This is a genomic window from Pseudomonas fluorescens, from assembly GCF_018614655.1.
GTDB lineage: Bacteria > Pseudomonadota > Gammaproteobacteria > Pseudomonadales > Pseudomonadaceae > Aquipseudomonas > Aquipseudomonas fluorescens_BX.
In genome coordinates, this window is sequence record NZ_JAGGOG010000010.1 from 1 (window position 1) to 13,067 (window position 13,067).

Sequence of the window (13,067 nt, forward strand, 5' to 3'; positions counted from 1 at the left end):
TAACCGCTCAGGCCACTAGGCAGATCTTGATACGGTGCCCCGTCAGAGGTTGCAGCGTTAGAGGGGCATCCACCTGTGCGGCAGTAGTTCGGTAATCTCATTCGCCCGCTGCGTCGGCAGGCGCGTGAGAACATCCTTCAGATACGCGTACGGATCATGACCATTCAGCCGCGCAGACTGGATCAAACTCATGATCGCCGCCGCTCGTTTTCCGCTGCGTAGCGACCCAGCAAACAACCAGTTCGACCGCCCAAGCGCCCACGGCCGGATCAAGTTCTCGATCTGGTTGTTGTCGATGGGTACAGCCCCATCCTCTAGGTAGCGAGTAAGCGCTATCCAGCGTTTAAGGCTGTAATCCAGGGCCTTGGCGGTAGCCGAGCCCTCGGGCACAAGTTCGCGTTGGGCCAACATCCACTCATGAAATTTTTCAGCGATGGGCACCGCTGTTTCCTGACGTAATCGCCAGCGATCTTCGTCGCTCATTTCCTTGGCGTGTCGCTCGACTTCGTACAGCCCGCCAATCGAGTGAAGCGCCTGCTCCGCCAATTGGCTTTTATTCGCCACGTGCAGGTCGAAGAATTTGCGGCGCGCATGGGCCATGCAGCCGATTTCAGTGATACCCAGCTCGAAGCTGGCCTTGTAGCCGGCGAAGTCGTCACAGACCAGCTTGCCATTCCAGGTGCCCAGGAAGTTACGCGCATGTTCGCCAGCACGGCTGGGGCTGAAGTCGTAGACCACGGCCTTGAGTGCCGAGAATGGCGTGCTGCTGTAGGCCCAGACGTAAGCGCGGTGGGTTTTCTTCTCTCCTGGAGCCAGCATTTGTACCGGCGTTTCATCGGCGTGGACTACGCGCTGGGCCAGCACTGCTTCGCGCAGCGCATCGACCAGCGGCTGAAGCTGCACGCCGGTTTGACCCACCCACTGCGCCAGGGTCGAGCGCGGAATGGCCAGGCCGGCACGGCCGAAGATCTTTTCCTGTCGATAGAGCGGCAGGTGGTCGGCGAATTTGGCCACCATCACGTGCGCCAGTAGGCCGGCAGTGGGGATGCCCTTGTCGATCACCTGCGGCGGCACCGGGGCCTGGATCAGTGTTTCGCACTGCCGGCAGGCCCATTTCCCACGCACATGCTGTTCAACGGTGAACACGCCCGGCATGTAGTCCAGCTTCTCGCTGACGTCTTCACCGATGCGCTGAAGCTGGCAGCCGCAAGCGCACTGAGTGTTGTCCGGCTCGTGATGGATCACAGTGCGCGGGAACTGCGGCGGCAACGGCGCACGCTTGGGTTGCTGGCGTGGTTCTGTCTGCGCGGGTGCGGGATGAAGTGCTTTTAACTCGGCTTCGATGGCTTCGAGGTCGGTATTTAGCAGGTCATCGAGCAGGCTGCCTTGCGCCGGGCTGATCTGCTCGCTGCGCTTGGCAAACTTGTGCCGCTTGAGAATGGCGATCTCGTGAGTGAGCTGCTCGATGATCGTTTCATCGCGATGGATTTTTCTGCTTTGGGTGTCGACCTTGGACATCAACTGCGCGGCCAGCGTGCGCAGTTGTTCGGGGGGCATTTGGTCGAGATCGGGCAAGGAAGTCATGCCATGGATTTTACCAAAGCAGCTCGACTGCTACAGCTAAAAGGCAGCGTTTAAAGCAATGTAATTGCGCCGCCCGCACCGACTCGTTGCCACGGCAATCCAAGTACCAGGGCCTGAAGTTGTTCGGGGTCGAGTTCGACCTCCCTCCCACGGTGGATGCCTGGCCAATGAAACTTGCCTTGGTTCAAACGCCGCGCCGCCAGCCAGATACCGACGCCGTCATGCACCAGCACTTTCATGCGGTTTGCCCTGCGGTTGGCAAAGAGGTAGGCGCAGTGCGGCTTCGCCGCACCGAACACCGCGATCACTCTGGCCAATGCGGTCTCAGTGCCGGCACGCATGTCCATGGGCTCGGTGGCGAGCCAGATGGCATCGACGCGAATCATTGGGCCAGGCCACGAATAAAACACGCGCAGCCGTCCGGATCCGAGGCGGGCCATTTAACTGTGATGGATTTATCGCCCAGAGGCAGCGAGATGATCACCATCTCTTCTGTTGCTCCCCTTGGTATCGCTTTTACGGGAACGAAAGCCGGCAAGGTTGCAGGTGATTGATCCCGGTAAGTCGGTAGCCACTTGCGGATAACGTTGGCGTTAATGCCATGATGTATGGCTACGCTGGAAATCGTCGCTCCGGGTTGCAGGCATTCCTGGAGGACCTGGGCTTTGAACGGTTTGGGGTAAGAGCTTCGTTGGCGCATGAAAATCCTTGCGATAAGGGCGATCGCGTCCGCTTAAAAATACGCGGACACCATCGCCCTTAATGCTGGAGTTCGGTAGGTGACTTGGCCGGACGCTTACGATTTGGTGCAGGTGACAGCTGCCGTAGTAAAGGTGATTGACCTTGCGCCCGTCAGGCAACTCCAAGTGGATGAGATTACCCAGTTCGTCGTAGCGGTAACCGAGGTTGCCGGTGCTGCTGTCTTCGCTTAGCAGTTGACCGGCGGCGTCGTAGCTGAACGCCAGATGGTCGCTGCTGATTCCCAGGATCTTGCCTGCAGCGCTGGGCTGAGACTGGTAGTGGATGTACTGCGCGAGTCAGTTCTGGATCTGCGTGTCGTACAGCGCCTCTTGCATTGCCGGGTCGCTCAGTGCGTACCACTGCAGCAGATGCACCCGCAGCAGGGTGGCCAGTGGGTACGGCTGCCGGCCACGACGCCCCGACACCGGGTAGTGAGGCTCGATTAACGCCAGCAGCGCCTTCCACGGGACGAGCTGCTCCATCTCACCCAAAACACCTCTCGGCGCGTGCGCTTGCGCTGCCCAAGGTCCTCGGCATCTCCGAATGTCAGCTGCATGATCGTCACCTCAATGGGGGAGGGGCAATTGTCGCTTCGCAGCAGGCCGGATTGCTAAGAGTTTCCCTAGCGTCCCGTGCGTGTAGATTCGTTAATCTAATGCCTTCCAGAAACAGGAGGACAAATAATTTAAATGGATAAACGAATTGAACAAACAGAACGCTGGGGCTTGTCGAAATGAGTATGTAATAAACAGCTAATCGCGAATTGATCGAAGAGCTACTAAAGGTATGCTTGCCTCCAGCGCTCTATGCCCTTGTCATCATCAAGCCATTCTTTTTTATCAACAAGCCATTTGTTATTTTTAAAATTAAGTGTATATCTGTACTTATTTTTAAATCCAACATTTTGCTGCGTAGAAATTACCGCTTTACTTCCGAATACGGTTGAATTTAAAAAGTTTTCGCTTGGGGAGTACTCAGGCGGATCACTGCATAGCAATGAAATCTGGCGACCTTGCTTTCTTTCCTTTTTGGTGCAAAAAGAATCAAAAATAGCATCAAGGTCTTGCTTCATTTTTTCTCTGAGAGTAGTCAGTCCTTTCTCTCTAACCTCAGGGTAGTAATGAAGCTCCCAACCATTCATGGCTAGAATAAATGCCTTCAAAACACTTTCTGCTTCAGCAGTTTCAATGTTCATAATTCCCCACTAGTTACCGAATATCCCACCAAGAACTTTTTGGCCGTCCTGGAAAACATCATATAGAATCTCAGTAGGCCTTGTTCCGCCATTGCCATACTTGAATGTCCATTCAATGTCTACAGTCCCGTTCTTGTTTATATATTTTCTGACCGAATCTTCAAATGTTCGATATTGACCACGATTAATTCCTGGAAGTTGTGGAAAAACGTTACCCTTGCCCCCTTGCCCCCCAAGAACCTTGCCCAATATATGGCCCGCATCATCTGTAGAATTACCCATCATTCTTGCCCAGGCTCTTGATATCGCGTTGGTGCCAGTGCCTTTACGACGCAAATCCAATTCTCCAACTGTTGCACGAGCAGACAATGGCTGCCCTTGCATCCCTCGACTTACATTTGGTGTACACGCAAGCCCCCAAGGGTCGATCCATCCTAACGCATTCGGCGCATACCGATAAAGGTTATCCCCACCCAACAACCCAATCGGATCCTGCGTGGTAAATCTTCCTATCGCAGGATCGTAGTACCTGAACGTGTTGTAGTACAGCCCGCTTTCCCGGTCATGGTACTGCCCCTGAAAGCGCAGGTTCTGCTCCACCCGATTCGGTGACAACGCCTCCAGCCCACCCCACGCCTTGTAATAGGCGCGCCATACCACGTGACCGTCGGCGTCGGTCATTTCTTGTGGGGTGCCGATCTGGTCAGTGTGGAAATAGTAGAGCCTGGCTTCTCGTTCCGGCAGTTGGGGGGCGCTGTCGATACGGGCCAGCGGCGCGTAGCTGCCGGGCTCGTAAAGGTACAGGCTATGGAGTTGCGGCCGCTGTTCCTGGAGCAGGCGCAAGCCTTGCCAGAGGAACTTTGTTTCTTGAGTCTGGCCGTCTTGCGTGACCTGTTTGCCAATACGCCGCCCCAGGGCATCGTAGTGGTAGCGGGCCTCGCTGTGTAGTGTCAGGCCTTGCCAGGTTTGCGCTTTGATCAGACGGTTTTCACTGTCGTAGTGGAAGCGCTGCATGCCCCCGGCCGCACTGCTTTTCTCGCTGAGGTTGCCCCAGGAGTCATAGCTGAAGCGCAGGTCCTTGAAGGCGACGAGGCGATTGTCCGGTAGGTTTTCAAATTGCCAGCGACCGCTGCCAGTGAGGTTGCCGGCGGGGTCGTAGGAAAAGTCTTCCGTCTGCAGCTGTGGATGATCGGGTTGACGACTGCGCAGTTGGCCGCTGTCGTCATACGCAAAGTTGGTCACCCCACGCTGTTTGTCGGTCACGCGCTGAACTTCGCCGCCCGGACTGTAGTGGTAGCGACGGTGCAGGGCAGTGGCCGGATGCTGCGGATGACCGAGCAGGCTGTCGGTTTTTTCCTGAAGTTGGCTGAGCTGCTCGTGGGGCAGATGAATGGCCGCCTGCCATAACTTGCGCCCCTTGGTGTCGTAGCCGTAGCGACTGGTGAGCGAACCTTGGGTACGCAAGGTCTCGCGGTGCAAGGCATCACGCTCGAAATCGCTGATCAACTGACCGTCGAGGTTGATTTGGTGCAGGTGACCGCTGCCGTAGTAAAGGTGATTGACCTGACGCCCGTCAGGCAAATCCAAGTGAGTGAGATTACCCAGTTCGTCGTAGCGGTAACCGAGGTTGCCGGTGCTGCTGTCTTCGCTTAATAGTTGGCCGGCGGCGTCGTAGCTGAACGCCAGATGGTCACTGCTGATTCCCAGGATCTTGCCTGCAGCGCTGGGCTGACGGTCGACGGCAATCAGGCGATCAACGTCGTCATAGTGGTAGTCCAGGTGCGCATCGTCGGTGATGCGACTTACCAGACGCCCGGCGGCGTCGTGCTCGAAGTGTTGCTGGCGTGAGACGTCATTGAAGCCCTGTTGGGCGACTTCTTCCAGGTGTGTCAGGGCGCCACTGACGGTGTAACGGAAGCGTCGGCGCAGACCGTCCACCCGAACTTCTTCTTGCAGGCGATCGCTGGCGTCATAGCTGAAGCGATACGCCGCCTTGTTCTCGTTGAGCAACCCGATCAGGCGTTGGCACTGATCGTATTGATAGTGAACGTGCTGCCCCCGTGGGTCCTGGCGTTTGCTGAGTAACCCGCGGGACGTGCGGGTCACGTAAGTGGTGCGATCATCGGCATCCGTGTGACTGAGCAGTTGGCCAAGGGCGTTGTAGCTGTAACTGTCGTGGCTGCCGTCGGGATGTTCGATACGCGTCACTTCACCGTCGGCCTTGCGGGTCAGGCGGGTGGTGCGCTCCAGAGCATCTTTGATGCTGACCAGATGGAACCTTTCGTCGTACGCATAGTGCGTACGACGACCGGAGCAATCCTGGTACTGCTCAATTTGGCCCAGTTCGTTCCACCACAGGTGCGTGGTATTCCCCAGTGGGTCGGTACAACTATGAGGCAGACCATCATTGGTGTTGAGGTACTGAGTGAGTTGCCCTAGCGGGTCAAGGCTATCGAGTAGCGTACCGCTGCGATCGTAGACCCAACGTTGAGTACTGCCATCCGGGCGCTGCATGCTGGCAATCAGGCGGGTATTGAGGTGGTAGCTGTAGCAAGTACTGCGGCCCAGCGGATCGATTTCCTCGACCAGGCGGGAATAGTCATCGTAGACGAAAGCTAATTTGTTGCCATCAGGCAACTCCAGAGCGGTCATATTGCCCGAGGCATCCAGCTCGAAGCGGTATTGCTCACCACCAAAGTCGCGACTGGCGAGCACCCGACGCCCTTCGTTGTAGTGGATTTGGGCGACACGGTTGAGTACATCGCGGACCTCGGTTTGCCGCTGTGCAAGGTCATAGCGAAAATGGTAGCGCTCACCGTCGTTGGTCCAGTGCTCGACCACACGAGGCTGATGATCGTCGAAACGCGTTGACCAGCGATAATGACAAACCAGCCCCAGAGCATTCTCGTGGGCAACCATCAGTCCATGCTCGTAGGCGAAATGGCGCACGTGATCGCCGTTGCGATTGATGACGGATTGGAGTTGTCCTGTGGCGTCGTACTGGTAGTGAACCAGCGTTTCTACTGGCCGGTTGTCCACCACCCGCTCAACCCGACTCAGGCGTTTTTCATGCTGGTCGTAGCACAGGTGCAGACGAATGCCGCCGGCAGCACAGACATCACTCAGACGCGTTTGCGTGTCGTAGTGGAACGTGAGGAAGTGACCGAGTGCATTCTCGATGCGGCGCAGCGGCGAGGGTTGGCCGTTTTCGGACAGCTCGCCGAAATAGAAGAAGGTATTGTCGAGGGTTTGAATCAGGTAGTGCCCACCCTCGGAGCGCACCAGAAACATCTGCTCGCTGGCGAGGAAAAACCGCTCCCCCGGCTCAAGGCCTGGCAGATTCAAATCTCTCCCCTGGTTGTCGCGCAGGTAAAGCTGATTATTTTCTAGGCGCAGGCTTTGCTCCCAGGGCAGGACCCATCCACGCCCCAGTAGTCCTTCATGAGCGACATCGCTGGCATAGAAACGCGACCAGACGATAGGCATGAGGCCCGGAAGAGCAAAGTCTGTTTCGCTCTCATCCAGAAGCAATTTGCGCCCGCTGATCGCATCCACCGGGTTGCCAAACAGGCCGCCGGCCACTCGGCTAATCGCTGGACCGATGACAAATCGAGAAGCCAACTCACCCGCCACAAAACCTGCGGCGAATTGCAGTGCGCAGGGGGCCGCTTTTTTAAGACCCACTTGGCCAGCTTTGAGTGCTAACTGCCCGAGGCTGCCGGCGAGGCCGGCAACGATCATGAGGATATCAACCGTATGGCGCAGCCATTCGGGTACTTCATCGTCGATCGGTAGGTACGGTTCTTTTTCAGCGCCGATAAAGACGTTCTCCGAACCGCTGTCGATCACGCTGCCGCAGGTCAGTTTGTCGCCCTTACGAGCAGCCGGCAGACCGTTGATGAATACCTTGGCCGAACCCTCTGCCACCATCGGCGGTGTCGGGTGCTTTTTGCAGACTCCGACACTGCCCTGTACGTAGGCTGCCTTGAGACCATTGATACGGACGTTACTGGAACCACACGTGATCCCTCCGGCGGGCGCCTTGCACATTCGACCTATGGCTTCACCTGCCATCACCAGCCCTGTACCCCCCAGGCCCGCTACAATCCCGACCAACAACCCGGCCCCGAAGCCGCAGGTGGCAACGACAAAGATTGAGGCTACTGCGACCAGTGCCAGTCCCAGCGCGGCCCCCACCAGAAACCCCACAAGAGCGTTTGTATGAGCTATCTCATCGTCAAAACGTGCTGCTTCAAACATCGAAAACCTCCGTGTTATGCCGATCTGTCAAGCCGGGTGTCCTTAAGGGGTTGCAGTGGCGGCAGGGGACTGCTGAAAGCTCGCCAGAACGTTCGTCCATAGCTGATTCAACTGATCGTCGAATGGCACCTGACTGGTGGCGGTAAAAATCAACGCCCGGCCAGGTGCGACAATGAAAGCTGCCTGGCGCTGGTAAACCGGCCGACCATCACTTTGGTAGTGCGCATCGACTTGCAGGCCCGGTATCGGCGATTGCGCCGAAAGCTCAGCATGGGTGGTGCTCTGGCGCTGGTACTTGCGCAGCTTGGCCGCAATCAGGCTGACCTGACGCTCGACGTAGTCGGGTAAGGCCTCGCTCGGCAATGTGTTATCGCGCGAGAGGGTCAGGCTGAAAGGCGCAGGCAGGGTAACCCGTGGGACAAACATATTGACGCTACGGTCTTGAAAACCTGTTGGCAGCGTGAGCTTCCCTTCTTGAATACAATATTCCATTACGGTGCTCTATTCGGTTGGGTTGCGGGATTAGGACGCCGGTTGCGGCGGATTTGAAAAAACGCCGTCGACCTTGCCGTCGATGGTGGCTTTGGCGCCATCGACGCCGGGATCCGTGGTGGCGGCCCCGCCGGGCATGTTGATATCGAGATTGCCGCCGGTATTGATCTGAGCGTCGCCTGTTACCGAAAAGTTGAACTTCGAGCCATAGAGGTTGATCTCTCCATTGGCATTCATCTCAAATACGCTCTGGCCGCAGACCAGACGCAGTTGCATCCCCGCTTCTATCAGGTATTGGGTGCCGGCACTGTCTTGTTTGGCGCCGCCGACGAGCAGCGTGTCATTGACCTTGACCGTCCTGACCCGGTTCTGGCCGATGGTGACAGTTTCGTTCTGACCGACGGAATGGGCACGATTAACTCCGACCCAATGACTTTCATTGTTCTCGACGGTGCAATCCTGATCGCGCTGGGCGTGGATGTAGATTTGCTCCCGCCCCGCCCGGTCCTCCACGCGAACCTCGTTGGAGCCGCCGCCCCCAAGACTGCTGTTGGTCTTGAAGACGCTACGGGTTTTGTTCGCCGGTAGCGGATACGGCACGGGTGTGATTTTGTTCGGGACACAACCAGTAATCAGCGGTTTGTCTGGATCGCCTTCCTCGAAGGTGATGAACACTTCCATGCCGATGCGCGGAATCACCACTTGGCCAAAGCCCCGTCCTGCCCAACTGGACGCCACGCGCACCCAGCAACTGCTATTTTCGTCGAAGCGGCCTTCGCGGTCCCAATGGAACTGGACCTTGACCCTGCCGTACTGATCGCAGTGTATTTCCTCTCCCGCAGGTCCTGTCACCTTCGCCGTTTGGCTGGCCAGAACCGGTTTGCGGATCGGCATTGACGGCCGATACAAGGTGTCCCAAGGGATGGCAACGAAAGTGTTGTGATAACCCTGCACAAAACCATCTGCCGGTACTGCATCGCTGTTGATCGATTCCTCGAGTACTTGGGGTTGCAAGCCTTCGTGACAGACCTCGGTCAGCAGCCAAAGATCGTTCCACGCGCTACGTGGATGGTTAGCCAATGTCAAGAAGTGACCGCTGAGCAGCGCCGGTACGTCGCTGTTACCTCTCACCAAACGATAATCAGTGCGATGGCGCTCGAGTGCACGCTGACTCAGCAACTTGCCGCGATCACGGCTGATGAACTGGCCTGGGTAGTCATAGTCTTCCAGATCAGGTTGCTGAGCTTGATTGTCTGCCTGAGACTTTGATTCCAGTAGCATGCTCGGTTTTTCGAAGTCATAGTCACGGCGCGTGGTACGACTGGTACGCGCCTCGACCCGCAAATCAAATCCCTTGATCACCGGTCTGTCAGCAACCATGCCACTGCCGGCTTGATACTCGGTCGCTTGATCCAGCTTGGGAAACACTGTCTGGTCATCACCAAACACTAACAGATGTCCCGATTGGCTATGATGATGGTGATAGTGAATACCTTCCTCGCCACACAGGCGTCGGACGAATATTAAATCCGACTCGTTGTACTGCACGCAGTAGTCGCGTGGCGGGTAAGCCGTGTTCAGTTGGAACTGATAGGCATTGCTCAGAATGCCGTGTTCTTCCAGAATCTGCGCGATGATTTTGTTGACCGGCAGATGTTGGAAGATGCGCTGGTTTATGCGGTGGCTAAGGTAGGTGAGCTGCGGCACCAGTGTCAGGCTATAGCGGGTCAGACGCTTACCGCTGGCCCCTTGCTCCACCCGATAGATGATGCCGTGGATGCCATCGCCTCTATCGCTGAAGGCGAGAAAAGCAGGCTTGTGGAGCAAGCTTTCAAGCTCCAGTTCGTGTCGTTCGCTGACTAACTCCACATCGAAGGCGTACGGCGTGCTGATAGCCTCCTTGCCGGAAAAGGAGAGCACCTGAAGATCACTCTGAACCCCCTCGATGGTCAGGCTGAAATGCGTCTCGTTGGCTGAACTGAACATCCCGTGTTCCTCTGTGTAAGTCCTTTAGAAACGACTACATTAGGTCTGCCTGGATTAGGCGACCGGCTGACGTCAGTCATCGGAACCCGAAGTGCCGGATACTTCGTGGATGAGCGCCTGAACCATGACCTGGTTTTCATGACCTTCTTGGCAGGTGTTGCCAACGGAGTCGGCAGTGAAGGCGCCGGCAGTGATCAGGTCTTGTTTTTCGCCGGTAATCGACATGTACGTTGGTGTTGCCATGGGGTGCTCTCCTTGCGGATAAATTTAGGGTGCCCGGGAGGCGAAATCGCCCGGCGGGTGTCTCATTGTTATCAAGGGGGCGTGCCAGAAATATTGCGGGCAATATGGATCGAGGGTGGGTGGGCGATGTTTTTCGAACGCTGAGTGATTTTGAAACGAAATCACCCGGCAAAGTGCGTAGAGCGTGGAACTTGGCTGGTGGCGATGTATGAACATAGTTACCCACATTTTAGTGCGCAAGAAGTAGCGTATTAAAGGCAAAAGGCCGCTATTCGACTGAATCGCAAATCTGTGGCGCGTAATGGACCGCCTGCAGCCTTCGAAAAAAAACGTACGCCAAGATCTTCGACCGCTAGCAGCGTGCGATATTCAAAATTGCTATTACTGTATCGATGAAGGGGGCTAGAATACTTTTCTATTTTTCGAAACGACCATCGCTGTATTAAACCGCCCTGATGGGTGGGCTGCAATAGAATGCCTCGCAGATCACCACCTCGACATGGCGCAGATGGTAAGCGCCGCAGCCGTTATTGAGGAATTTCCGATCAGCCTTGATTTCTTGTCAAATCGAATGTAATTGAGTGAGCAGTGCGACTACTAAACGCCTGATCAATAGCAATGCAATTAGGTGGTCAAGTGAGGTGCAATCTTCGCATGCGGGCGGGCGGATTTATATATGCGCTCTCGATTTTTGAGACAATTCTTAATCGAGATCTGAGCAAGACTTGCCTTGCTGGTAGGTGCATGTTTGAGGCTGGTCTCGGTTGTGCCAGTTTTCTGGGATTCTTAAAAACGCTGCGCTCGGAAGTGCTGGTTAGTCTAGCGACATAGGGTAAGTTAATATTTTGTTGCGGGAATTTATTCGTTTGCACTAGGCTTCTGCGAGATGGCACACGGCGTTTTTCAAGGTACTTGTCGCGTCACCGTCTAACTATGCCGCTCTTTTCTCGACCTGCGGCTCTCGATCCGGGTTCAACATCACCGTTCCTATCGGCTCCCAGTTTCTTGTCTGTCCAGACCAGCGTTCCGGGCATTTCTCCCGGGTTTGCTCGTACAGCTCATGACGCCGAGCCAGGATCTGATGATCCTCTCCTCGATGCCGCTCGGCCGGGGTCACGAAGCGGATTCTGCTGTGCCGGTGCTCGTGGTTATACCAACGCATAAAATCCCTGACCCAGGCTCTTGCGGCGTCCAGGCTGGCAAAGCCATCTGCCGGCCATTGCGGGCAGTATTTCAACGTCCGGAACAGTGATTCCGAGTACGGGTTGTCATTGCTCACTCGCGGTCGGCCACGGGATGGCGTGATGCCCAGGTCTTGCATTTTGCTTAACAGCGTCAGCGATTTCATCGGCGCACCATTGTCCGAGTGCAGTACCAGTGGCTCGTGCAAACACTGCTCGCTGAACACGCTACGTTGCAGTAGCGCATCCGCCTTCTCGCCGCTTTCTTCTTCGTAAACCTCCCAGCCCACGGCCTTGCGGCTGTAAATATCCTCGATCAGGTACAGGTAGTAATACTTACCGCGCACTGGCGAGGGAACGTACGTAATGTCCCACGACCACACCTGGTTGGGGCCTTTGGCCGCGTAAGTCGTCGGTGCGGCGTGGTACCTGGGGCGCTGGCTACGACCACGATGCTGTTGCTGACCTGCTGCACGCAACACCCGATAAAACGTCGACTCCGACGCCAGATAGCGCTGCTGATCGGCCAACCCCGGCACGATCTGGCTCGGCGGCAAATGGGCGTACACCGGGCTATTGCACACGCTTAGGATCGCTTGCCGTTCGACCTCGCTCAGCGCATTGCGCGGCCTGGGTCGTGCCGTGGTCGTTCGGGCGTCGGCCTGAACAACCTCGCTTTCGCTCCAGCGCTGCAAGGTTCTGAGTGAGAGGCCAACTTCCTGGCAGGCCTTGGTTTTCCGGGCTCCTGCCACCCTGGCTTCACTCACCAGGTCACGAGTAACTGCCGTTCCGGCAAGGCAGTTAATTGTCCTCGTTGTCGATCCCCCAGTAATCGTCGAGCTTTTTTCGTAGCACCAACAACGCGGCGGTTTCAGCCAGCGCCTTATCTTTGCGTCGCAGTTCACGCTCAAGTTCCTGGATGCGCTTCTTGTCCTTGCGGGCTTGCTCGCGATCGTCTTTTTGTTGGGTTTTGTCTGCCTTCTGGCCGTTGATGCAGGCTTGCCGCCACGCCTTGATTTGCTCGGGGTACAGGCCTTTGCGACGACAGTATTCACCCAGTTCAATCTCGGACAAACCGGCCGTTTCAAGGACGACAGCAAACTGGGTTTCGGCTGTCCAATTCTGGGCCGATGGGGTGTTCTCGGACACTGCGTTTCCTTCAGAGCGGGCCTTTCTGCGCCAGTTGGCCAATGACATGTCGCTGACCCCTTCGCGCCGAGCAACCTCGGCCATCGACAGGCTCAGCGGGGGAAGCAGCATCTTGAGCAATGCGGCTTTGCGTTCCGGTGAATAGTACGGCACGAACAGTCTCTTTCCGCCCCCGATCTGCTTTTTCAGGAAAATTCGGAGAGGCGACAACTATCCTGACACCGGGGGCACCTGTA

General features: G+C 56.4%; 7 protein-coding genes and 3 pseudogenes. All 10 read right to left on the bottom strand.

Annotated elements, in window-relative coordinates:
• Positions 1-57: 57 nt before the first annotated feature.
• Positions 58-1,584 carry an IS66 family transposase gene (gene tnpC, locus J7E41_RS10090; RefSeq protein WP_214992294.1) on the bottom strand — a complete coding sequence of 509 codons (1,527 nt, stop codon included), beginning with the start codon at positions 1,582-1,584 and terminating at the stop codon, positions 58-60.
• Between the two features lie 50 nt (positions 1,585-1,634).
• Positions 1,635-1,970, bottom strand: coding sequence for an IS66 family insertion sequence element accessory protein TnpB (gene tnpB, locus J7E41_RS28045; RefSeq protein WP_251029434.1), 336 nt, complete (start codon positions 1,968-1,970; stop codon positions 1,635-1,637).
• Complete coding sequence (gene tnpA, locus J7E41_RS10100; protein WP_214992295.1) at positions 1,967-2,284, bottom strand: IS66-like element accessory protein TnpA; 318 nt, start codon at positions 2,282-2,284, stop codon at positions 1,967-1,969. Before tnpA ends, tnpB begins: the two co-directional genes overlap by 4 nt.
• 352 nt (positions 2,285-2,636) lie before the next feature.
• Positions 2,637-2,881, bottom strand: a pseudogene (locus J7E41_RS10110) (IS5/IS1182 family transposase); the annotation flags it as partial.
• A gap of 222 nt (positions 2,882-3,103) precedes the next feature.
• Complete coding sequence (locus tag J7E41_RS10115; RefSeq protein WP_214992297.1) at positions 3,104-3,520, bottom strand: NTF2 fold immunity protein; 417 nt, start codon at positions 3,518-3,520, stop codon at positions 3,104-3,106.
• A 9-nt stretch (positions 3,521-3,529) separates the two neighbouring features.
• Positions 3,530-7,780 carry an RHS repeat-associated core domain-containing protein gene (locus J7E41_RS10120; protein WP_214992299.1) on the bottom strand — a complete coding sequence of 1,417 codons (4,251 nt, stop codon included), beginning with the start codon at positions 7,778-7,780 and terminating at the stop codon, positions 3,530-3,532.
• Between the two features lie 42 nt (positions 7,781-7,822).
• Positions 7,823-8,272 (bottom strand): DcrB-related protein, encoded by a 450-nt coding sequence (locus J7E41_RS10125; protein ID WP_214992302.1) that lies wholly within the window; start codon positions 8,270-8,272, stop codon positions 7,823-7,825.
• A 30-nt stretch (positions 8,273-8,302) separates the two neighbouring features.
• Positions 8,303-10,258 (bottom strand): type VI secretion system tip protein VgrG, encoded by a 1,956-nt coding sequence (locus tag J7E41_RS10130; RefSeq protein ID WP_214992304.1) that lies wholly within the window; start codon positions 10,256-10,258, stop codon positions 8,303-8,305.
• 99 nt (positions 10,259-10,357) lie between these two features.
• Positions 10,358-10,501 (bottom strand): annotated as a pseudogene (tssD, locus tag J7E41_RS10135) (type VI secretion system tube protein TssD); the annotation flags it as partial.
• Positions 10,502-11,432: 931 nt separating this feature from the next.
• Positions 11,433-12,984, bottom strand: a pseudogene (locus J7E41_RS10140) (IS3 family transposase).
• Positions 12,985-13,067: the final 83 nt, after the last annotated feature.